Source organism: Actinomadura sp. NPDC048394, from assembly GCF_040651755.1.
Taxonomy (GTDB): Bacteria; Actinomycetota; Actinomycetes; order Streptosporangiales; family Streptosporangiaceae; genus Spirillospora; species Spirillospora montaniterrae.
In genome coordinates this window covers 42,535-66,160 of sequence record NZ_JBEZJL010000004.1, presented here as the reverse complement: position 1 = coordinate 66,160, position 23,626 = coordinate 42,535, and the positions used below count along the sequence as shown (strand labels likewise).

Below are 23,626 nucleotides of genomic sequence, written 5' to 3'. Positions count from 1 at the left end.
GCCGGTTCACCGAGTGGAGAATGGCGGTGTCTGGAGTCGTGGAGACGGGCGGGATGCGGTGCTGGTCGGCGCGGAGCTTGCGGGGCGGTATCGGCTGGTCGGCGAGCTGGGGCGCGGTGGGTTCGGGGAGGTCTGGCGAGCCACGGACCTGCTGAGGGACCGGGAGGTGGCGATCAAGTTCCTGGGCCGGGAGGTGGCCGAGGCCGGGCCGGTGTGGCTCGGCAAGTTCAAGCAGGAGGCCAGGATCGCCGTGCGGCTGACGCATCCGGGAATTACCAGGGTCGACGATTTCGGGGAGTACGGCGGGCAGTGGTACCTGGTGATGGAGCTGCTGCACGGGGAGAGCGTGGCGGCGGAACTGGCCCGGCACGCCGGCGGGTTGCCTGTGGAGCGGGTGCGGTCGGTGACAGCGCAGGTCGTCGACGCGCTGGCGGTGGCGCACGCGGCCGGGGTGGTGCACCGTGACCTCAAGCCCGCCAACCTGATGGCGCTGGCCGGGGGCCGGGTGAAGATCTGCGACTTCGGAATCGCCCGATGGCACGACGGGCCGACGTCCCAGACATTGCATGGACGGCTGGTCGGCACCCCGCTGTACATGTCGCCCGAGCAGTGGCGAAGCGGCGACATCGACCAGCGCGCCGACCTCTACAGTTTGGGCTGCGTGCTGTACGCGCTGCTCACGGGGCGCCCGCCCTTCACCGGTGAGTCGCTTGCGGTGCTGATGGCCCAGCACCTGAACGCCGACCCGCCCCCGCTCCGGCAGCTCCGCCCGGACATCCCGGCCGACCTGGAGCAGATCGCACAGGACCTCCTGGCGAAGGACCCGGCTGACCGCCCCGCCAGCGCCGAGGCCGTCGCCGCCCGCCTGATCCCGCAGACCACCGACCGGCACGCGGTGCCCCGATCCGTCGCCAATGGCGAGGACGACGGTGACGACGACGGGGGCGAGGCGACCGCAGGGTCGAGCAAGGGCGAGCGGGTGGCGCGGCGGCTGTTGAGCGGGGCCGAGGACAGAGCGCGGTTTCTGGATGCGAGCGAGCATGCGCCGCCGGAGTTGCCCCGTCTGGCCGCGGTCTGGTGGCGAATGGATCCCGAGCGCGCCGACCGGCTGCTCGTGGAGGCCGAGAAGCGCGCCGGCAAGGCCAGGGTGGCGGGACGGCGGGCGTGCGCGCTGGCCGAGATCGCGCGGGCGTACACGACGCACGATCGCCGGGACGCCGAACGGCTGCTGAACGAGGCCGTGGCGGTCGTCCGCCACCACCGCAGCCTGTTCGAGGAGGACCTCGGCCCCTCACCCTTCGATGGACCCGACGGGCAGCGGGCCGCGTTGGCGGCCGTCGCCGGGGTGATGGCGGTGCTCGACCCCGAACACGCTGAACGACTGGCGCGCGATATCGATCTGCCTCGGGCGCAGGCGGAGGCGTTGCTGAACGTGGCCGACGCGTGCCCGGACCGGACCGAGCGGCTGCTGGAGCAGGCCGAGACGGTGACCCGTGACCAGGTCGAAGGCAAGCAGCAGGGGCCGCTGCTGGTGCGGATCGCCGTGCTGTGGGCCGCGATCGTCCCCGAGCGGGCCGAGCGGCTGGCTCGTGGTGTCGTCCGCGCTCCAGGACACCGGATCGCCCTGGCCAGGGTCGCCGCCGGGTGCGCCGAGTCCGACCGCGAGCGCGCAGTGCGGCTGCTGGACGAGACCGAGGGGTTGGCGCGGGCGCTCGGACGCTGGCAGCGGCGTTGGCCACTGGCCGAGGTCGCGGCCGGATGGGCGCTCATCGACCCCGAACGGGCCGAACGGGTCGCCGATGCGATCTCCGGCAAAGGGAACCGCCGCTTGGCGCTGACAGAGATCGCGGCGGCCTACGCCCGCACCGAACCCGAGCGCGCCGAACGCCTGATGGCTGCGATTCCCGGCCCCTGGAGCGCCGAGCAGACGGCCAAGGTCGCGACCGCGTTCCTGACCCGGCAACGGCCCTGACCACCCGGTCGGGAGAGGCCGGCGGCGGTGGTGATCACCGAGCTCGGGTCGGTTCCGGTGCCGGGCGGGCAGCGCCTCGAAGTCCGTCAGCACCGCGCGGGCCAGGTGGTTGGAGGCGAGCACGTCCGTGCGCCGCCCCAAGATGAACGCCGGGACGTGGTCGAACGTCTCCAGCATCAAGAACAGCCCCGGCCGTACCCGCTGGGGCCGCTGCGGACTGCGCCGCCCCGCGCCGCGGCGCGTCAGCAGCAGGTCGCCGAGGTGCTCGCGTTCCGAGGCGTCCAGCCGCAGTGCCCGCGACAGCGCCTCGACGACCTCCGCCGACGGGTTCCCCGGACGTCCCTGTTCGAGCGCGCGCGACGGGTGCGGACAAAACCGGCGATCTCCTTGCTGCGGTCCATGACCCCCAGTGCGCCCATGGCGCGGCCGGCCGGCGGCATCGGCGAGGCCGCAGCCGAGAAGCTCGCCTCGCTCGGCGCGCGCAGAACATCTTTCCCGACTTCGCCGTCTACTCCGCCACCAAGGCGTACGCCACCCATCTCTCGCGCCACCTGCGCGTCGAACTGGGCGCGAAGAACGTCCGGGTGTCGGCCATCGAGCCCGGCATCGTCGGCACGGAACTGCAGAGCCACGTCACCGACCAGGGCGCTCTCCAGCAGGTCACGATCATGCCGACCGCGCAGCCGAGCTGGCGCCCGCACGGTTCCGCCGGTTCCTCCGGGCGGCGGACGGAAGTAGAAAGGGATCATGAGAACGCTTCCGCATCACGCCTCGGGTACGCGCACCTTTGACCGGCCCGGTTGCGGCTGGCCGGTAGGGGCGGCCGTATGACGCCGCGCCGGGTGGTGGTCGTGGGCGCGGGGATGGTCGGGCTGTCGTGCGCCTGGTCGTTGCAGGACTACGGCGTCGAGGTCGAGGTGCTCGATAAGGGACGGGTCGGGCGAGGGGCTTCGTGGGGGAACGCCGGTTATGTGGCGCCTTCGTTGACGGTGCCGCTGCCGGAGCCCTCGATGCTGCGGTTCGGCCTGCGGGCGGTGCTCGACCCGGGGTCGCCGGTGCGGCTCCCGGTCCGGGCCGACACCGAGCTCGTCCGTTTTCTGGTGCGGCTGGTGCGGCATTGCACGGGCCGCCGCTGGAGCCGGGCGATGGACGGGTATCGCATGCTCAACGCCCAGATCTTCGACGCGTTCGACGCGCAGCGCCGAGCCGGCGTGGACGCCCCCACCCGCGAAGCCGCTGTGCTGGCCGCGTTCACCCAGGCCGGGCAGGCGGCGGGACTGCTGCACGAGCTGGAGGGCGTCGCGTCGGCCGGGCAGCAGGTCGAGGTCGGGCTGCTGACCGGAGCGCAGGCCCGCGCCGCCGAGCCGAACCTTTCCCGAGAGATCGCGCTGGCCGTCCGGATCGACGGGCAGCGGTACCTCGACCCGGGCGCCTACACTGCGGCGCTGGCCGACCAGGTCCGGGCCCGGAACGGGAAGATCACCGAACATGTGACGGTGACGGGCGTCGACCGGCACGCGGGCCGGGTCCGCGTCCGGTGCGCGGACGGGCATCGGGACGCGGACGCGGTGATCCTCGCCTCCGGAGCGTGGCTGCCGGAGCTGGCCGCCGACCACGGCGTGCGGGTCCCGCAGTACGGCGGACGCGGTTACAGCTTCACCGTGCCGCTGCGTCGTCCGTTGCAGGGGCCGTTGTACTTCCCGGCCGCCCGCGCGGCGCTTGCGCCGCGGGGCGCGAGCGCGGCGCGGGTGACCAGCATCATGGAGTTCCAGCGTCCCGACGCCCCACCGGATCGGCGTGCGCTCGCGGCGACCCTTCGTGCGGTGCGTCCGCTGCTGGAAGGGGCCGAGTGGGGGTCGGTCACCGACCCTTGGGTCGGTGCCCGCCCTCTGACCGCTGACGGGATCCCGCTGGTCGGGCCGTCGGCCACCGATGGTGTCTACATCGCGGGTGGGCACGGCATGTGGGGAGTGACCCTCGGGCCGCTGACCGGACGGCTGCTGGCCGAGCACATCGCGACCGGCACCACACCCGCCCCGCTGGCCTGGCTCGACCCCCTCCGCAAGGGCCGCTGACCGTCCCCGTCACGCTGACCGACGAGCGGCGGCGAGGTCGAGGGGCGGTTGCGGGACCGGCCATGCGGCTTCGCGGCGGAGCCTCAGCATCGCGTGCCAGGCCAGCTGCGGATGGTTCGCGAGAAGCCCTCTGATCTCGGCGAGCCGATCGAGCGGATGCCGGTCCTGTGGCCGCTCGGCGATGGCGCGCAGCCACTCCGCCGTCTCCTTCGGGTGCTCGACGAACAGCCGGACGAGGATCGCGGTGATCGCCAGGTAGGTCCTCGTCTGCACCGCCAGGGTGCGCGCGGCGAAGCTCAGCTCGCCCGCCGGCATCGCGGCGATGCCCGTCTCGATGTCGTCGGCGGCGATGGGGACGTCGGCGCAGGCGGCCAGCCATTCCAGCAGGGCGGTCGTCCCGTCGTCGTCGGCGGCCGCTCTGCGCAGCTGTGCCTCCATGACCGCCGCGACGTCCTCGGCGATCATCCGGCGGGCCAGGTGCTCCAGTTCCTGCCGGGACCCGCCGAGCCGCCCGTCCGGCGGCGGCTCCTCACGCCACTCGGCCGACACGGCGGCGAGCCCGCGCACCGACCGGACGAGGTCGCGGGCCAGCCCCGCGGTCATGACATGGCAGAGCCACACGTACGGCACCGGGAGCGGGACGCCGCGCCGGCTCAGCAGGTCCAGGGCCTCCCCTCCCCGCAGTGGCGGGATCTCCACGACCGTGTCGAAGGCGCTGTCGAAGGTGTCGCGGACCGACAGGCTGCGCCGCCCGAACGCGGCCAGGGCGTCCTCCGAGACGGTCACCAGGAAGTAGCAGCCGGGCACCCCGAAGATCACCTTGAGGTCGTTGAGGAACTGCTCCGCCTCGCCCGCCGTGGCGATCTTGTCGAGCTCGTCCACCCCGATGACGACCTTGTTGCGGCTGGCCCGGCGCTCGGTGCCGACCATCGTGAGCAGCTCCTGGAACCCGGCGACCAGGCCGGGCAGGCTCTCGGCCTGCTCGGTCCGCTGCACCGCGAGCTGGCCGCCGATCTTGGAGCCGCCCGGGATCGCCGTCTCGCCGACCGCGGTCCGGGTCACCGCCTGCAGGTAGCGCAGCCGCCGCAGGTGGGCGTGCGCGGCGACCTGCGCCTGCGTCATCCTCCTCAGCTGCGGCCGGCGGTTCACCAGCAGCGCGACGGCCAGGCCCGACAGGATCAGCAGGCCGCCGCCCGCGAGTACATAGACCCGCGCGCTGTCCGGCAGATGGTCCGCCAGCGCGCGGATCCGGCCTCGGTAGAGCGTCCCGACGATCAGGACGAGTCCCGCGCCGGCGCAGACCCAGGGGAGCACGCGCATCACCAGCATCCGGAGCCGCCGGACGGGCGCGGGCCGGGGGCCCTGGCTCCCGACGACCCGCTCGCATACGCGGATGAACAGGTGCGTCAGGAACTCGCGGGAGTCGTAGGCGGTCGGAGCGTGGACGAGGAGCCGCAGGTCGTTGTCCGGATGCCGCTCCGGGTCGCACAGGTGCCGCAGGACCGTGCTCTTGCCGGCGCCGCGAGCGCCGCTCAGGCCGATGCTGGCGCTGCTCAGCTCCTCGATGAGCAGGGACACGCGGCGGCTGGCGTCGGTCTCGACGAAATGGTCGTCGCGGTCGTCGGTCCCGCTGAGCGGCTCGAGTTCCAGCCCGTGCAGCTCGGTCGTGTACGCGGGCGGCTCCTCGCCGAGCCGTTCGGTCAGCATCGGCAGCAGGCCGTCGCGGGCCATGGCCCGGATCCAGTCCCGGTAGGTGCGGTCCAGCGCGAGCCTCAGGTGCGGCAGCTCGTCCAACTGGAGCCATTCGGCCGGATCGCGGGACCGCAGTGCCCGGCGCTGCGCCGCGTTCCTGCGGAACGACAGCCAGAGGAACACGGAGAGGAGCAGCACCACCGACGTGGCGAAGGTCGCGTCGGGTGCCCAGGACCACCACCGCTGGGCCACGAACAACCCGACCAAGGCCGCGCCCGCCGCCCCCGCGGTGATGACGTAGGCGGTGACGAACCGGCTGAGGAACGGCAGGGCGGCCGCCTTCTCGAAAGCCTCGAGCGCCTCGTCGAACCGCTGTCCCCGATCGCGGGCGGGAGCCTCCACGGCGAGCGGGTCGTGGTCGAGCAGCGACGCGGCCAGCGCCCGCAGCCACGCCCGGGACGCGACGGGGTCGCGCTGGTCGACGCGGCGCAGCAACTCCGGCAGGACGAGCACCTCGCGCAGGACGGCCTCGCGCGCGAACACGTCCAGGCGCTCGCGCCGGGACACCGGACGGTCCTCGACCGGTGACGGCTGTGGAGCCGGCGGCGTCTCAGTCTCGTGGGCCCGCGGGTCTGGACGTTCCTCAACGCGCGGGGTCTCTCGCACCGGCCCGGCCGAAGGCTGCTGCGTGACGTCCGGGGCCGGGCGGTCCTCGAACCCCGCATCCCGGTGCTGCTCGGGCTCGGGCGTGGCGAGAAGGTCCCGAACCTGCTCCTGCCTGAACCTGTAGGCGCCGCCCGCCGCGCGCATCACATCCAGCCGCCGGGCCTCCTCCAGAACCGCCAGCGGCCGCCACGGCAGGTTCGCTCCGCCGGCGAGGATCGCGACGGCCACCGCGTAGATCCCGACGGACGAGGCCAGCATCACGAAGAAGGCCGTCACGACCCCCAGGAACACGCCCCCTCGGACGCCGGCGTCCGGCCCCCACAATCCGGCCGCGAACCCGGCGGCGACGCCGATGACGACGGCGGCGATCCCTCGGACGAGAACCTCGCGGCGCAGCCGTGCGACCGGCTCGGTGGTGTCCGGCGCGGGGCCTCTGACGTCGGCGAACTCGTCCCAGAAACCTGCGGCGACCAGCACGGCCAGCCACTCCGCGGACGCCACGCCCGAGACGAGGTCACCGGGCGCGGCCACCGAGCCGAAGCAGGCCGCCAGCGAAGCGCCATAGAAGACCAGATGGAGGACGCCGACCGACACGACCAGTGCCCAACGCGGCACGAGCTGGTAGAGGCGCCACCAGACGAACTCGCCGCGCCATTCCCGGGCGATCGTGCCCAGCCATGCCCGCTCCCGCCCCGAGGGCGGGTACGGCCGGTCGATCCAGTCGGAGAGCAGCCGCTCGATGATTTCCGGCTCCGTCAGGGAACCCAGATCGGGCAGCGGTCGACGGGCGTCCAGGTACGCCCGGCGGACGAGGTCGACGTTCCCCGGCCGGCTCAGCGCACGCTCGAGCGCGCCGCCGGGCTCGCCGAGCAGCTGCTCCCGCCACTGGACCCAGCCGGGGTAGTCCTCTTGCGGGAGCACACGCTCCAGATAGCGGATGAGCTCCCCGGGGCTGATCGGCCCCAGCCTAAGGACGGTGGCGTGCTGGAGGACCTCGCCCTGCCTGCTGCGGGCGGCCCGTTCGAGCGCGCCTTCCCGCGCGGTGACCACCAGCGGGTCGTCCCCGTGCAGCCCCGCGTTCATCCGGCGCAGCGCTTGACCGGCCTTCTGCGCGGGCAACTCGTCGAACCCGTCCAGGATCGGGATGACCTTCCGCCGGCCGACGAGCTCGCGGGCGGTTTCAGGGGAGAGGGCGTACGTGTGGGAGATCTGCTCGGCGAGCCAGTCCTCGAACGGCCGTCGGGCGGGATCCCAGGCCGCGATGGAGACCAGTACCGGGACCGGCCCGGACCGCTCGCGGAGCTCCAGGAGATCGAGCAGCAGCAGGACCGCGGCCGTCGTCTTGCCGGATCCCGCCGGTCCGGTGATGACGAGACGCGGCGGCACCCGGCGTTGGAAGATCGCCCCGATATCTGAAAGGTCGCCGAGCGCCGCGGGCTCGCCCTCCCGCAGGGTCTCCTCATGAGAGCCGCGCACCGACAGCGGGACGGCGAGCCGTGCCCAGACGTCCCGCCCCGACCTCGCCGGCTCCGACCTCCACTGGTCGCGGACCACGCTCGCCAGCATGTCGAGCGCCTCGGCCGGATCCCGCTCCCGTCGCTGCGAGAACCTCAACGACGCCCAGGTCACCGCGAGCGACACCACGCCCGCCACCGCGCCCACGACGCTGGACACCTTGTCCGCGTCGCCGAGCGAGAAACCGCCCGTCAGCAGGTACGCGGTGCTGGCCACGACCAGGGCCCCGCCCGTCACCGCGACGAGCCACAACGACCGGTTCATCCCCTCATGCTGGCAGGAACCCGCCCGCGGCCAGGGCAATCTTCCGCAACCGGCCAGCCGGCGTCCGCCAGGGAAAGGACGACGGTACTGCTGGCTTTCCGGGTCAGCGGAAGACGCCGGTGTGGCCGAGGGAGTAGCGGCCTGGCTGCGGGAACACGCACAGGCCGTGCGGGCCGTCGCCGACCTTGAGGCGGCGGATCAGCCGGCCGGTGGAGGTGGAGATCGCGTACACCTGGGAGTTGTAGCGGCCCGACAGCCACAAGACCTTTCCGTCGGCCGATACTCCGCCCATGTCCGGTGAGCCGCCGCCGGGCAGCCGCCAGCGTTCGGTGACGTGGCCGGTCTTGAACGAGATGAGCGAGATCGTGCCCTCGCCGCGGTTGGTGACGTAGAGCGTTGAGGAGTCGCGGCTGACGTAAAGGCCGTGCGCGCCTTTCCCGGTGGGGATGAAGCCGGTCTTGCGGAAGGTCGCGGCGTCGATCGTCCAGACGCCGTTGGTGGCCATGTCGGCGATGTAGAAGGTCCTGCCGTCGGGGGAGGTCTTCACGTCCTGAGGCATCGCGCCGTTCGCCAGTTTGATGACGCCGGTGACCTTCTGCCGGCGGGTGTCGAGGCGCAGCACGTCGCCGGAGAACTCGCATGCGGTGAGGAAGAAGTCGCCCGATGCCGAGAAGTCGGCGTGGTTGGGGCCGGTGCACGGCACGTTCACGCGTTTGTGCACCTGCATCGTGTGCGCGTCCCGGAAGTCGATGCGCTGCAGGCGTTCGGCCATGATGATCGCGAAGCGGCCGTCCGGGGTGAAGTACATGTTGTAGGGGTCGTCGACCTTTACCGGCTTGCCGGGCTTTCCGGTGCGCGGGTCGATCGGGACGAGGTCGTTCGAGTCGTTGTCGTTGACCCAGAGCGTTCTCAGGTCCCAGGACGGGACGACGTGCTGCGGTTTCCGGCCGACCTTGAAGCGTCCGATCTGCTTGAACGTCTTCTGGTCGAGCACGATCACGTCGTCGCTTTCCGAATCGGGGATGTACACCCGCGGCGGCAGGTCGCGCACGGCCGGGTCGAGCAGACCTGGCCGGTCGTGCTCGTACAGGTCCACCGGCGAATTCGCCGCCTTCGCGACGGCGCTCTTGGGCGCCTGTGGCTCCCTGTTCGCGGCGGGGCTTTCCGACGAACACGCGGTCGCCAGCGTCCCGGCGGCGGCCAGGATCAACCACCGGCGCTTCATGCGGCCACCAGCTCGGAAACGGTGACCGGACGCAGCCCGCGCGCACGGAGGCCGTCCAGGAGGGACGGCAGCGCCTCGACCGTTGCGGCGTGCCCCAGATGCATGCTCACCACCGAGCCGCCGCGCACCTCGCGGAGCACTTTGCGGGTGATGGCCGGCGCACCCGGATCGGTGAAGTCGAGCGAGTCCACGTCATAGGACAGGCAGCCGCGATACCCCAGCGCCGCCGCCTGAGCACGGACCCGCGGGGACGCGTGCTGGGCCTGCGACGGCCGGAACCACGCGCCCGGCGTCCCTGTCAGCTTCCGCAACCGCTCGGCGCACTGGGCGATCTCGGCGTAGGAGGCCGCCGCGGGCATCGCGTCGATGTCGCGATGGTTCTGCGTGTGATTGCCCAATTCATGGCCGCCGTCCAGGAACGACCGCGCCATGCGCGGCTCCTCGTCCAGCCAGCTCCCGACCGCCATGACGGTGATGCGCGCGCCCGCCGCGTTCACCTCCCGGAGGAGCCGCTGCGCCAGAGCCGGGTCGCCGGCTCCGTGGAACGTCAAAGCCACGGCGCGGGAGGTCCGTGCCCCGTGCACGATCTCCTCCGGCCGCGATCGGGCCGGCCGGGCCGCCGCGGCAGATCCTGCCTCAGGAGCGGCAGCGTGCCCGTGGACGGTACCCGTGTCCTGCCGAGAGCTCCCGCCGCACGCGGCGCAGAGTCCCGCGCCCGCCAGTCCGGCCACACCGGTCAATACGGTACGTCTCTTGATAATCACGATCTGTAGCCTACTTTTGGCTTCGCCCGGCCAAGGTCAACCATCCCGGCAAGATCCGGCAAGAGTTGGCGAAGCCGTCCGCTCCGCCCCTGGCCGCTCGGCGGGGTCGCGGCTCGGTGGACCGGATGGCCGGGCCATCGGCGGGGACGAACTACGATCGCTGTAGTAGGTTGTGGGGCGAATGGTCGATGTGACACGTTTGCACCGAGCTGAGCAGCGCATATCCAGGCTGTGAACGCAGCGGACGCCTCGGGCGCGGACGGGTCGCCGGCCGATCGCGCAAGCCCGGAAAGCCGACCACCCGCTCCTCGTCCCCAGGGACCGGCGATGCCCTCACCCGAAAGCCCCGCCCACCGCCCCGCCCGATCCGGCGGCCCCGTTCTCAGCGTCATCGTGCCCGTCTACGAGGTGGAGGGCTATGTCCGCCAGTGCCTCGAGTCGATCCTCGACCCGTCCGTCACCGACCTGGAGGTCATCGCCGTAGACGACTGCTCGCCCGACAACTGCGGCGCGATCCTCGACGAGATGGCCGCGGCCGACCCCCGGCTCCGCGTCCGGCATCTGGACCGCAACGTGGGGCTCGGGCAGGCCCGCAATACCGGGCTCGACATGGCGGCGGGCGACTACGTCTGGTTCTTCGACAGCGACGACTTCGCCGAGGAGGGAGCCGTCCGGGCGGTCCTCGACCGGCTGGAGGCGACCCGGCCCGACGTGCTGATCGTCGACCACGAGCGCGAACTGTGGGACGGCACCCGCGTGCCGAACTCGGGCGGCCGCTACTTCCGGGACCCGCCCGCGCCCGACGCCTTCACCTGCGCGGAGCGTCCCGGCGTCCTGCGGATCATGATGGCGGTCTGGAACAAGGTGATCCGCCGCGAGTACCTGCTCGACCTGGACCTGCGGTTCAGCGTCGGCTACTACGAGGACCTCAACGTCTCCTTCCCGCTGCTGATGGCGGGCGGACGGCTGAGCCTGCTCGACCGGGTCTGCTACGTCTACCGGCAGCGCCGGTCCGGCGGCATCACGAGCAGCGCGAGCCGCCGCCACTTCGACGCCTTCGACCAGTACGAGCGGATCTTCGCGTTCATGGACGCCCATCCCGGCACCGAGCCGTTCCGCGGCCTGATGTTCGACCGGGTGATCGGGCACGCGCTGATGATCCTGGAACGCGGCGACCGGATCTCCCCGCCGGACCGCGCCGACTTCTTCGGCCGGCTCACCGAGTTCTACCGCCGCCGCCGTCCGGCCGGGGACGGCGCCCGGGGCGGGCGCCTGAAGGCCGTGAAGTATCGCCTGCTCGAGAGGGGTGCGAACCGGCCGTACCGGATCGCCGTCACGCTCGTCGGGGCCCGGCGGGGAGCCAGGACGCTGCCGCGGACGGCCGTACGGTCCGCGCGGAGCGTCGGACGGACGGGCAGACGGCTGCTCGGCAGGCTCTATTACCGCTTTCAACTGCGCATGCCGATCGACGAGAACCTCGTGGTGTACGCCGCTTACTGGTATCGCGGTGTCTCGTGCAATCCGGCCGCCATCTACGAGAAGGCCATGGAGATCGCGCCGCACCTGCGCGGTGTCTGGATCGTCAAGCCCGCAGCCCCCGGACCCGTGCCGGACGGTGTGGACCATGTCGCCCCCGGCACCCTGCGGTATTGGCGGGTGATGGCACGGGCGAAGTACTTCGTCAACAACGTCACCTTCCCGAACGCAATTACCAAGCGCCCCGGGCAGGTGCACGTGATGACCCAGCACGGCACCCCGCTGAAGAAGATGGGGCTGGACCAGATGCCTTTCCCCGTGGGCGCCAAGGGCCTGGACTTCAAGGCCCAGCTCGCCCGCGCGGACCGCTGGGACTTCCTGCTGTCCTCCAATCCGCTTTCCAGCGAGGCTTGGCGCCGCAGTTTCCCCTGCCGCTACGAGTTGCTGGAAGTCGGATATCCGCGCAACGACCGGCTGGCGGCGGCGACCCGGGATGAGCAGGCCCGGCTGCGCACACGGCTCGGAATCCCGGAGGGCAGGAAAGCGATCCTTTACGCCCCGACGCATCGGGAGTATCGAGATGGCTATCGGCCCATGTTCGACGTCGAGCGGTTCGTGCGCGAACTCGGCGACCAGTACGTCCTGCTCCTGCGCTCCCATTACTACTATCCGCCGGCGGGGAACGGCCGGCACCCGGAAATGGTCATGGACGTCTCAGGTCACCCGTCGGTCGAGGACCTGTGCATCGCCTCCGACGTGCTGCTGACCGACTACTCCTCGATCATGTTCGACTATGCCGTCCTGGAGGACCGTCCGATCGTCGTCCTCGCCAACGACTGGGAGACCTACCGGCTCACCAGGGGCGTCAACGTCGACGTCACGGCGGTTCCGCCGGGAGTGGTCGCCCGCACCGAGGACGAGCTGATCGATGCCTTCCGGACCGGCGAGCCGTGGAACGACACCGCTGCCAAGGCCCGCGACACGTTCCGTGCCCGGTTCTGCCCTTGGGATGACGGCCATGCGGCCGCGCGGGCGGTGGAACGCATCTTCCTCGGAAACTCCTGAGCGCACCTCGCCCGATACAAGCCGCGGTCGGCTCAGTCGGCTCCGCTGGTGCCCGTGGCGCTACGCGGTCCGGGTCGGGCGGCGCCGAAGACCGCGATCAGGGCCATGATGACGAAGGAGACCCTTAGCAGGCCGAGCTGGGCGTTGGTCAAAGGCACGGCATGGACGTTCGACAGCTGGCGGGAGAGGTAGAGGGTGCCCGCGGCGACGATGGTGACCAACGGGAGCCGCCGCCGGGTGGCGACCAGGTCGAACACCACGGTGCCGAGGAGGACTCCGGCCGTGTAGTAGCCGTAGACCTCGGGGTCCAGAAGGATGCGGGCGGCCGTCGCGAGCAGGATCACCGCCTCCCAGCGGCGGCGCAGCACCGCCGCGGCGCCCAGCAGCCCGCCGAGCGCGAGTTGCGCGGGGCGGTCCCACGGCGGTGTGTGAGGCCCGTGGTAGCCCAGCACCCGCAGACCCGACCCCGCCGCGTTGGCGATGGTGAAGTGGGCGGCGTGCATGGTCCGCGGGTCGTAGACCAGGAACGGCAGCCACACGGCGGCGATGGTTGCGAGGCAGACCCCGAACGCGGCGATCGCGGATCGCGCCGGGCGCACCAGGAGAACGGCCGCGAAGGCCAGCGCCCACGGCTTGGCGTCGGTCGCGGCGCCCACCAGGAGGCCCGCCAGGACGGGTCTGTCGCGGGCACGGGCGTGCAGGGCACCGATCGCCAGCGACAGCGCCAGGACGTCGTCCAGATGCCCCGCATGGGTCGCCAGCTCGGCCCAGACCGGAAGGAACACCAGGCCCGCGGCCAGCAGCCGCTCCGGACGTCGATGCGGAAGCGGGACGAGCTTCCAGATCGCGGCGAGCAGCAGCGGGCCGGTGCACGACATGAGGAACACCGCGACCGCCCGGCCCCAGGACGGCCCGAGTGCGTCCAGCGGCAACGCCACCGCGAAGGACAGCGGACCGATCTGCAGCTCCGGATGCGTCGCGTACAAGTGGAGGCCTTCGCCCCGGTCGTCACCGAACAGGACGGCGGCGCCGGTGGCGAAGTAATGCCATGAGCCGCCGGCGCCATGCGAGCGTGCCGACACCCACAGCAAATGCCACGCGCACAGACCAGCCCAAAGACCGACGCGCCCGTCGATCGACCGGACAGCCTTGCGAAGCCGGGCCGTCAGACCGCTCGGCCCTGGAGCATCGGTGGAAAGGACCTCCAGTTGCCCGGGTTCTCGCATCGCGGACTCCCTCCGGGAATTCGTGGCCAGAGGTCAGGGGGTGTCGGTGTCCTCCCAGACGTCGTCGTCCTGGGTCGCGTCGTCACCTTCGATGAGGACGACGGTGCGCGGAGGCGGAGGGCCGAGCCGTCCGTATCCCGCGCGGACGGCAAGCAGTAGCGACAGCCACGCCGCGCCGAGAAGGAACCCGCCGATCACGTCGCTGAGCCAGTGGACCCCGAGGTAGAGCCGCGACGTCCCGACCAGGACGATCACTGCCGCGCAGGCCCAGGCGAGCGCGAGGCGGGTCCGCCGCCGCAGGGTCCCGCTCCCGATGGCGAGGACGGCCAGCAGTCCCCAGCCGGTCATGGCCTGGACGCTGTGCCCGGACGGGAACGCGTAGCCACCGGCACGGGTGATCATGTCCGCGGCCGGCGGCCGAGCCCGGCCGAAGATCACCTTGCCCGTCTCGCCGAGGACCACGGCACCGGCGAAAGCGGCCCACACGAACAGGGGAGTGCTCCAGGAACGGCGGCTCCAGACCAGGTATCCGCCGACGGCCAGCAGCAGCGGTACCAGCACCGCCGTCGACCCGAGCCAGGTCAGCGTCTCCATCAGCCCGGTCACCGCCCCGTACCGATGGCCGACGAACCAGGCGTGCACCGGCCGATCCCAGCCGCCCGTGTGCTTCGCCGCGACTTCCACGCTCAGGGCCGCCAGAGCGAGCACGAACCCGAGCGAGAGCACGGTCAGCGCGGACACGGGCGTCCCAGCGGCGGCGCTGACACGCTTGAGCGCCCCCATCACCGGCCGACCGCCCAGAGCAGCCCTCCGGTGACCTGCCAGAGCGCGTCAAGAGGGTTGAGGGCTGCGTCCACACCGATCCTTGGGGCTCACCAGCATATTTCTACACGACTGTAGACAGTCGTGGAATAACACCAGGTAAGCGGCAGCCTTACTCGCCGATGGGATCGACCGGACTGGGAGCGGCGTGGCGGGGGTCTGGGCGGGTGTAGGCGGGCGGTGGTCAGGTGGTTGGGGGGATGTGGGTTGAGCCGGACGGCGTGAGCTTCTGGAGGGTGTACTGGGGGTTGCGGGTGGGGCGGGCGGTGTCGGTGAGGTGGAAGACGGCGCGGCGGCGGACCACTTCGGTGCGGAGGTCGGCCGGGTTGACGAGTTCGACGCGCTGGGCTCCGGGGGCCCAGGCGAAGCGGACGCATTCGACGTAGGCGCGGTCGCCGGTCTTCTGCCTGCGCAGGAGGGCGTAGGCCGCTTCGGTCGCGGGGATGACCGGCGCTTCGACGATGGTGATGTCGAGCCGCACCACGGCTGGTTCGACCTGTCCCGAGTCGACGTGCAGGACGAGTCGCAGGCGCTCGCCCGGGCTGAAGGGGCCGTTCAGTTTCTGGATAGCGGCCAGGGAGAGCTGGTAGAGCTTCCCCGGGACGAGGGCGCCCGCGGGGTTCGGAGCGGTCAGGTCGCGCGGGGTCTGGTCCAGGTCGATCTTCTGGAGCGTCAGCGTGACGTTCGGGGTGCCCGGGGGCGGTTCGTCCCAGTCGAAACGCAGGGCCAGCGTGCTCGTCGCGTTGCACTCGCGCCGCTCGGCGGAGAGCGTGATGGCGCGCTGCGGGCTGGTGCCGGGTCCAGGGAACTGCACCGAGACGCCGGCGTGGGCGGACGGGGAGGCGAGGCGCCGGTTGTATTCGGGGTCCTCGAAGTGGACGTGGCACGGGACCAGGGGCAGGGACGGCGCGCTCGGGTCGGCCACGCGGAGCGGGAAGCGCAGCTCGTGGCCGTAGCCGTCGTGGTACCCCTCGGCGCCGGGCTGGTGCGGGGCGAACTGCGCGGTGGCGCGCGCGAGGACGGAAGCGCCGGGAGGCAGGGCCGCGATCAGCTGGCGGGCTCGGGCGGCGCGGGTCCCCGGGTCGCCCGGAAGCGCGAACTGGCGGATCGAGAACTTCGTCGTGTCGATGGTGTCGGCGTCCGGCACGGCCACGCCGATCGCACCGAGCTGGGCGCGCAGGGGCGGAGTGAGGGCGAGGGCCGGGGTGGTGACGTCCTGGAGAGCCGTGACCTGTCCGGCGGCGACGAGGTCCAGGGCCAGGATCCAGTCGCGGATGCCGGACGCCGGGGTCTCCGGCTGCTGCCCGCCGACCAGGGGGACGCTGCCGTCGATCCGGTAGACGAAGGTCAGGACGCCGTCCCACGCCACGTCGAGGGTGTGGCGCTCGCCCGCGGCCAGCTGCATGCGCAGGCGCTGGGCGGTCTGCCGGTAGGTCGGGTTCTCCGGCGGGTCGGAGAAGGCGGCGCGGAACGCCTCGTCGGCGGGCGACGGCGTGACCAGCGCGAGCTGCTCGGGGTCGAAGTGGCCGGCCCAGGTGCGCAGCGCGACCGTCTGCCGTCCGTCGACGTTGGCGGGCAGCGGTACCGGACGCGGTGCGCGGTGCTGTACCGGCAGCCCGCCGGAAAGCATGCCGAGGCCGCGCGGACGCACGTGCTCGCCGGTCAGGACGATGCCGCTCTGGCGCAGGAGCTGGTTGCGCAACGTCACGAAGACACCGGGGCGGATGCTGGTCACCAGGTAGCGCAGCCCGCCGGGCAGGACGGGCTGCCAACGGTCCAGCGCTGGGCCCTCCGGAGCGCCTGGCGAAGCGAGGGGAGGCTGGTCGAACTGATCTCCGGTCAGCGCGGGCAGGGGCGGGTCGGGCGGTGCGGGAAGCAGACTGCGGACGGCGGGCGCCCGGAAGCGGCGCGGCAGGCCGCCGGTGGGCCGGTCGGTGTGCAGGGCGGAGCGGAACTGCACCGTCCGCTGGACGGTCTGCCACCAGAGCGTCTGGCCGTCCGTGCCAGGGGCGGCCGTGCCGATGACGCCCTGCTCGTCCTTGGTGTAGCGGACGCCGACGCGCAGCGCGCTCAGACCCCAGGGCCACGCAGGCAGGTCGGTGCGAGGGCGCTGGGTGAGGTAGAGCGGCTGCACCCCGACCGTCTGCGGTGGCGCGAGCTCGAAGTCGCGGGTGCCGGCGGGCAGTGCCGCGATGTTGCACTGACCCTCGCGGTAGCGTAGGGCGGCGAGGTCGGGACGGATGCGGAACAGCCGCTTGGCCAGCGGTGACGCGCTCGTCACCGGGACCAGGGCGAAGGCGTAGCCGGTGGTCAGGGCCGCCTCTCCCAGGTTGTCGGGGCGGGTGTTGTCGCTGATGATCCGGTAGCGCAGCACCGCGATCGGCGACTCCGGCGCCAGCAGGCGCTGGGACTGCGCGGCCCAGCTCTGTGCCTGGGCGCGCAGGTGGCTCTCGTCGGCCAGGTCGGGGTTGTCCGGTTGGACGCTCCACATGCGGCTCGCCACCGGCTGCAGCCGTGCGGTGCCGGGCGCCAGGCAGAGCAGCTCGGCTACCAGAAGCCGAGGCGCCAACGGAGACGGCCCGCCCGCCGGGATCGCCGGGGCCGGACGCCACTGGAGTCCGAGGTACGGGCTGACCACGATGTTCAGCGGATGCGGGTTGGCGGCGCCGTCGAGCGAGAGCGGGGCAGGGATGAGCGTGGCCGCGGGATAGCGGCGAAGGCCGTCGGCGGGAGGCTGGCCGAGCAGTCCGCTGCTCGCGATGAGCGCCGCGGCCAGCGCCCAGCCGTAGGGCGGCTTGCCGGTGGGCGTCAGGGTGCTCACCGACTGGGTCAGCAGCAGTTCGTCCTCGCGCCAGACCGGGTCGGCGTACGGCGAGGGTGCGGGCAGGTCCGGCAGGCCGGACGGCCGGGGCGGGTAGAAGGGACGGCGCGGGTCGAAGGCCTGGCGCAGGGCGGCCGGGCGGCTGAGCCGGGCCGGGGTCTCGGGCAGCGCCGCGAGGACGCTCTGGAGCAGGTCGTCCTGCGGTTCGGGCGGCGGGTTCTGCGCGCGGAACCAGCTCTCCTCCAGGGCCGGCGGGTCGAGCCGGGCGAGGCTGCGGCCGACCGCGGTGTCGAGGCCGGCGAGGGTGATGGGCAGCGGCGTGCTGTCGGCCCAGCCGCACAGGGCGAGGGCCAGGGTGGGCAGGGCGGTGGTGGGGGCGCCGGCGCGCAGGCGGGAGACGAGCAGCAGCGGGTCGGTCTGCAGCGGGCTCGGCTGCTGCCCGGCGGGCGGCTGGGCCAGGTCGCGGGAGGTGTCCTGCAGGCGTCCCAGGAACGGCATGGTCAGCAGCAGCCAGCGCGGATCGGCCGGGTCGCCGGGCGCGTAGTCCGCCGGGCTGCTGAGCAGGGCGCCCTGGCTGCCGGTCGGGAGGTACTGCAGGGTCGTGGCCGCGCTGTCGGGGGCGGGGACGAGCCCGACCAGGTGGTGCCCGCTCGCCTCGATGAGCAGCGTGTCGCGGGGCAGCGCGTCGAGCGCCGCGCCCGGGTCGGCCAGCAGCGCCGACAGGCCGGCGGCCAGGTAGCCGCCGCTGACGCCGCCGAGCGGGCTGACGCCGGTGACGGGGTCGGTGGTCTGGAGGCCGGCCAGGCCCCGCAGGAACTGCGCGGCGCGCTGGGGCGCGAGCAGCCGCACCTCCTGGACGGACGTCCAGCGGGTCTCGCGGCCGAGGGTGCCGCCGCTCCCGTCGGCCGCCGGGGTCACCTCGACCAGCTGGTGTTCGACGAGGGCCAGGGGCTGCCAGCTCTGGCCCGGGGCGAAGGTGAACAGCAGCGGGCCGTCCGCGCCGGTGAGGACGGAGGCGGGCAGCTCGTGCTGGTTCAGCAGCACCCGGATGGTGTGGCGCAGGTGGGTCAGGGGCGGGGCTCCGGCGACGCGGGCAGCGGGCAGGGTGATGCGCACGTTGGACGCGTCGTAGCCGAGTTGCTGCGGCCAGGAGACCAGGTCGGTGGCGGTGAGCATCCCGTTGAGCAGGAAGCGCTCCTGCCACTCCGAGCCGTCCAGGCGCGAGGTGTAGCCGACCACGAGGTCGCCGGCCGAGGAGCCGTACAGCCGAGCCGCGTCGGCGGTCCGGTTCGGGACGGGATCCTGCAGCGAACGGCCCCAGTGGGCGACGAGCAGAGCCTCGACGAAGGCGCCGGTGAGGGGGAGCCGGGGCAGGTCGTCCGGCCGGGCGGTGGCGCGGAAGGTCACCGTGGCGAAGCCGGGGGCGGCGCGTTCGCTCAGCCCGGGCGTCCCGGCGTCGGCGAGGCGCATGCCGGGCAGGAACTGGAGACCGTCCGGGTGCGGGGCGCTGTAGCCGTTCCATCCGAACTGGAGCGTGGTGTCGCCGGCCAGAGCGGCGGGGGAGCCATCGGGATGGGTGACGGCGAGGGCGAGGTCGTCGAACAGGTTCGCGCCGTCGAGCGTGAACCGCTCCGCCCCGGCCTCGTCGGAAGCCATCAGGTTGAAGGTCAGCGCGGCCGCCAGGGCCTGACCCCGGGTCGTCATCGGCGCGGAGGCCGGGCCCGAGGCGAAGCGTGCGGCGACTTCCTCGGCGGTGAGGGCACGGTCGTAGAGCGCGACCATGCGGTAGGTGCCCAGCCAGGCCCGTCCGCCGGTGATCTCGTCACCGAGTGCCAGCTCGAACCGGTCGTTCCAGGCGGCCAGGCTTCCGCCGACGGTGTGCTCGGCCGTGAGCCGCCCGTTGAGGTAGATCCGGGTGCGGCCGTCGGCGGAGCGGGTGAAGGCCACGTGGGTCAGGGCGGAGCCGAGCGACCCGGCCGGGGTCGCCAGGTCGGGACCGCCGGCGTCGTCGGTGGCGTCGGTGCGCAGCCAGGCGTCCAGGCTGGACGAGTCGAGCAGGCCCTTGCTCTGCTGGAGCGTGACGTTGCGGTGCGCGTCGTCGGACGCGACGGTGAGGATGTCGAACTGCCCGTTGGTCAGCAGGCCGGTGACGGGCTTCACCCACGCCTCGATGCTGATCTCGTTGCTCGCCTTCACCGCCGCGTGCAGCTTCGCGGCGGGAGCGCCCGAGCGGATCAGCGTCGGCTTGGTGAGCGTCAGGCCGCCGGCGCTCCAGCTCATGCCCTGGGTCGTCGCCGCGGTCAGGTGCAGCGGCGCGCCGATGCCGGACGAGTCGTGGACGGTCGCGCCGCCGCCCTCGTCGAAGCGGTAGAGGGCCTGCAGCCCGGTCGGCGGCCTGCCGACCCGGACGGCGAGGGTGAGGCTCAGGGTGTGCTCGCCGCCGGTCATGTCGAGGCCGAGCGCGACCCGCTGCGGCACGATCGGGTCCTGGGCGGACGCGCCGGGCAGGGTGAAGGGCGGCGTGGCGGGATCGGGGAAGGCGATCGCCGGCAGTGCGACCGTCCACTCCACCTGGAACAGATGGAAGGACAACCGCACCTGGTCGACGGCCAGGCCGGTGCCACCGGAGGCCAGGGCGACACCGCCGACCCGCAGGCGCGGCGCGTCCCCGGCCTCGCCGGCCGAGACGGCCAGCGGCCACTCCAGCGCGGAACCCTCCAGCCCGATGGCGCTCAGGCTCAGCGAGGTGCCTGCGCCGGGACCCCCGGGACCGGCGCCGCCGGCGCCGGTGAAGGTCAGCCGCACGCAGTTGCTCAGCTCGGTCTGCTCGCCGGCGGAATCGGCCACCGGAAGCTGCAGCCGCCCGATCACCTCGACGGTGGCGACACCGTCGCCGGCGAGCAGCACGCGGTCGAGCACCAGCGGGAAGAAGCGCAGGCCGAACAGGTCGAGACCGGGCGCGGGCGCGTCGGGATCGTCGTCGAGCGGACGCAGCCGCCACTCGTATCCGGTGCGGTGCTCGTAGTCGCTGCTGCGCGCCTCCGGGTCGTTGCCGTCCAGGTCCAGCTCGACGGCTTCGGGCGAGCGGGCGGACGCCTTGGTGAAGGTCGGCCCCTGGGCGGGCAGGTCACGGAACCACAGCCGCCACGACGCCGTCCCGTGACCGAGGGTGAGCGGGACGCGGGTGGTGGTCAGCTGCACGTCGCCCGCGGTGGGGTGGCTCAGCGGCGTCCGGATCAGGTTGGACGCGGGCGCGCTCGCGCCGCGCACCAGCCCGCGCTGGTCGGCGAATCCGGTGCCGCTGACGGCGCGAGCGGCCATGCTGCCGGCCGTCAACCGGTACTGGGCGGCGCCGGCCGGCGCGTCCGCGGGCAGGCGGCGCAGCCCGGTGGCGCCGTCGGCGAAGTCGCCGTCGATCCCGCGCAGCGCCGCCTCGCCGGTCAGCGCCAGCGGGGCGCTCTGCGCGGGGTCGGCGTTGTCGAGGCGCAGCTCGCCGGGGTAGCCGTCCAGGGCGAAGGTCGCGTGGACGGGCCAGGCGCGCGTGGAGGCCAGGAAGCGCAGCACGGTCTGGCCGTCCTGGCGGGCGAAGGCGGTCACGCCGTCGGCGGCGGCGAGATCGGCGCGCTCGGCGAGGCGCCGCCAGTGCGCGGTGTAGTCCGCGCGGGTGAGCGGACGCGGCGGATCGGGCCGCGCGGTGTCGGGCAGCGGCGAGCTTTCCCGCGGGTCCCTGGGGATCCTCGGAAGCTGGGCCAGCGCCTGGATCTCGTCGGTGTAGGGCAGGTCGTGCCGGTACTGGACGGCCAGGCCGAGCGCGGGGTCGCTCTGCGGCGGGTCGCCGTCGGGGCGCGGGTCGAGGACCAGCCCGGGCAGCGAGAGCGCTGCCAGGGGCAGGTCGTACAGCTTGTCTGCGTCAGTGCCGAGCCATTCGCGGGCGGGCGCGGACGCGCCGCCATAGCGCGGCCATGCGGCGGCGCCGTCGGCGGCGAAGCGCCACGAGTCGGGCAGGTCCAGGCCGTCCAGGCGGGTCACCGGCAGCTCGAACGGGGCGAGTTGCCGGCCGGCGATCGGCACGTTGGGCGGGTCGATGCTCTGGGTGAGCGCCAGGGCCTGCACCATCGGCAGCGTCGGGTGGCGGCGCCAGACCAGCGGCAGCGCCGCGCCGAGGGTGCCGGGAGCCAGGACGCCGCTGGTCACCAGCGCGCGCAGCAGGACCGGGTCGACGCCGTACTGGAAGGCCCAGGCGCCCAAGGCGGCCGACGGCGCGGGGGTCCCGCGCCAGGAGAGGCCGATCGCGTCGAAGGTGAGCCGCACCAGCGGCGCGAACAGCTCGCGTCCGGTCACGGTGCGCAGGGGGACGGTCGTCAGGCCGCCGATCCAGTCGCCCAGGTCGGGCAGGGCGTCGGCCGTGGTGGGCGCCTGGGTGCTCAGCCAGAACAGGCCGTTGAGCGCCACCTCGGGCGCGTCCAGCGTCAGGTCGGCCGACTGGAGCCGGTACTCGGCGCCGGCCGGCGCGAGCACCCAGATGGCGGTCATGTGCCGGGCGGCGGCGAGGGTGAGGCTCCAGGGCTGCTCGCCGGGCGCCTGGCCGAGCCCGGAGGAGTCGTCGTTGCCGTAGCTGACGGCGCCGCGCAGCAGGTTGGCGGGCGCCGGGACGGGCTGCGCCTGGGCCACGCCCGCGTCGAGGAAGATCTGCTCGGACAGGTTGGGCAGCGGAAGCTGCGCCCAGCCGTCGTCCAAGGGCATGAACCCCCACAGCACGGGCGGATCGACGGGAGCGGTGGTCCCCGCCGCCGGCCGGGTCCAGGACGGTTCGGGCTCCTGCAGGGTGGCGCGGAGCCGTCGCGCGGTCTCGTTCGGGTCGAAGGCCAGCGTGGTGGCGGCGAGGGTGACCCGCTCGCTCCAGCCGGAGCCGTCGCGGACGGCGCGGTAGCCGAACGTGCCGGGGGATCCGGTGGGCGGGTCCCCGGCCGCCAGCTCCACCCGCAGGTTCGCGCCGTCGGCGGAGATCCGCGCGCCCGCCGGGGTGATCCGGGCGAGCGTGTCGGGCTGGACGGCCGGGTCGTAGGGCTGCCGGTCGCTCAGCAGCAGGCCGAACGTCTCGCCCGGGAAGCCGATCGGGCGCGTGCCGGGCTGCTCCTGCCACGGCGCGATCTCCCAGAACAGGCGCGGGACGGTGAGCGGGTCGGCCAGTTCGAGGGTGGCCCATTGCGGTGCGGGCACCGGCTGGACCGGCCCGTTCAGCGGGTTGCCGGGGTTGAGGTAGCGGTTGAGCCGCCGCCAGGAGGTGAGGAGCGCCGCCTGCTCGGCGCTGGTCAGCCGCTCGGTCTCGATCGTCATCCGGAAGCCGCGCACCGCCGGCCCCGGCGCCGGAGCCGGGTCGGGGACGACCCGGGCGAGCTGGAACACCGCGCTGACCGGTGCGCTGTCCCAGAGCAGGCGGATCTGGCCGAAGGCCGACAGCCCCCCGGAGTGGACGGCCAGGGCGCCGAGCAGGTGGGCGGGGCCGGTCCGCTGCGCGATCGCCGCCGGGGTCAGGCCCAGCGCCGTGTACAGCCGCTGGACCGCGCCGGCCTGGGGCGTCATCGCGTCGAGGACGATCTCGCCGCCGAGGCAGGAGAAGACCGGCAGGTTGCCGGTGATGCCGGTGGGCCACCCGTCGGCGGGGGCCTGAAGCAGCAGCAGGCTCGCGGTGCCGGCACTGATCGCCGCGCGGATCGCCTGGGGCGGGAGGTGCCCGTCGGGCTTGGTGCCGCTGCGCGTCCACACGTACTGCGGTGTCGCGCCGTTGGTCGGGTTGATGGTGACGCTGGTGACGTAGACCAGCGCCAGCAGGGAACCCGGCAGCAGCACGTTGTTCTCGCCCACCGCCTTGCGCGGCGTGGTATCCACGAACAGGGTGCGGAAGGCGAAGTTCGTGGCCGGGTCGGCCAGCCGGATCACGTCGGCCTCGGCCGTCCAGAAGGGGCCCGCGACCCTCACCTTCGGCAGGTCGGGAAGTTTCGCCATCTGCTCCTCCTGGTCCGCTCGTGGCCGGCGGGCACCG

The 23,626-nt window shown here is 73.0% G+C and carries 10 protein-coding genes and 1 pseudogene; 4 read left to right on the top strand and 7 right to left on the bottom strand.

The features are described from left to right. Positions 1-13: 13 nt before the first annotated feature. Positions 14-847: pseudogene (locus AB0C78_RS03480) on the top strand (serine/threonine-protein kinase); the annotation flags it as partial. A gap of 444 nt (positions 848-1,291) precedes the next feature. Here the strand turns inward: AB0C78_RS03480 and AB0C78_RS03475 are convergent. Beyond that, positions 1,292-2,158, bottom strand: a complete 867-nt coding sequence (locus AB0C78_RS03475) for a hypothetical protein (RefSeq protein WP_360741382.1) — start codon at positions 2,156-2,158, stop codon at positions 1,292-1,294. A 104-nt stretch (positions 2,159-2,262) separates the two neighbouring features. Between AB0C78_RS03475 and AB0C78_RS03470 the strand changes: the two genes are divergently transcribed. Both AB0C78_RS03470 and AB0C78_RS03465 read left to right on the top strand, forming a co-directional pair. After that, positions 2,263-2,763 carry an SDR family NAD(P)-dependent oxidoreductase gene (locus AB0C78_RS03470; RefSeq protein ID WP_360741174.1) on the top strand — a complete coding sequence of 167 codons (501 nt, stop codon included), beginning with the start codon at positions 2,263-2,265 and terminating at the stop codon, positions 2,761-2,763. Positions 2,764-2,799: 36 nt separating this feature from the next. Continuing rightward, complete coding sequence (locus AB0C78_RS03465; RefSeq protein WP_360741172.1) at positions 2,800-4,047, top strand: FAD-dependent oxidoreductase; 1,248 nt, start codon at positions 2,800-2,802, stop codon at positions 4,045-4,047. A 9-nt stretch (positions 4,048-4,056) separates the two neighbouring features. Here the strand turns inward: AB0C78_RS03465 and AB0C78_RS03460 are convergent, their stop codons facing one another. From AB0C78_RS03460 to AB0C78_RS03450, 3 genes are all read right to left on the bottom strand, one after another. After that, entirely contained in the window at positions 4,057-8,184 is a 4,128-nt protein-coding gene (locus AB0C78_RS03460; protein ID WP_360741170.1) for an NACHT domain-containing protein, read from the bottom strand. Positions 8,185-8,287: 103 nt separating this feature from the next. Beyond that, on the bottom strand, positions 8,288-9,409 hold the full coding sequence (locus AB0C78_RS03455) for a YncE family protein (protein WP_360741168.1): 1,122 nt from the start codon (positions 9,407-9,409) through the stop codon (positions 8,288-8,290). Beyond that, positions 9,406-9,993, bottom strand: a complete 588-nt coding sequence (locus AB0C78_RS03450) for a polysaccharide deacetylase family protein (protein ID WP_360741166.1) — start codon at positions 9,991-9,993, stop codon at positions 9,406-9,408. Before AB0C78_RS03450 ends, AB0C78_RS03455 begins: the two co-directional genes overlap by 4 nt. Before the next feature lie 507 nt (positions 9,994-10,500). Between AB0C78_RS03450 and AB0C78_RS03445 the strand changes: the two genes are divergently transcribed. After that, the gene (locus tag AB0C78_RS03445) at positions 10,501-12,714 is read left to right on the top strand and encodes a bifunctional glycosyltransferase family 2 protein/CDP-glycerol:glycerophosphate glycerophosphotransferase (protein WP_360741164.1); all 2,214 of its coding nucleotides are present in this window, start codon (positions 10,501-10,503) and stop codon (positions 12,712-12,714) included. Positions 12,715-12,746: 32 nt separating this feature from the next. Here the strand turns inward: AB0C78_RS03445 and AB0C78_RS03440 are convergent, their stop codons facing one another. From AB0C78_RS03440 to AB0C78_RS03430, 3 genes are all read right to left on the bottom strand, one after another. Beyond that, complete coding sequence (locus AB0C78_RS03440) at positions 12,747-13,796, bottom strand: hypothetical protein (RefSeq protein ID WP_360741162.1); 1,050 nt, start codon at positions 13,794-13,796, stop codon at positions 12,747-12,749. A 177-nt stretch (positions 13,797-13,973) separates the two neighbouring features. Beyond that, on the bottom strand, positions 13,974-14,681 hold the full coding sequence (locus AB0C78_RS03435; RefSeq protein WP_360741160.1) for a phosphatase PAP2 family protein: 708 nt from the start codon (positions 14,679-14,681) through the stop codon (positions 13,974-13,976). A gap of 265 nt (positions 14,682-14,946) precedes the next feature. Beyond that, positions 14,947-23,589 (bottom strand): LamG domain-containing protein, encoded by an 8,643-nt coding sequence (locus AB0C78_RS03430; RefSeq protein WP_360741158.1) that lies wholly within the window; start codon positions 23,587-23,589, stop codon positions 14,947-14,949. Positions 23,590-23,626 lie beyond the last annotated feature (37 nt).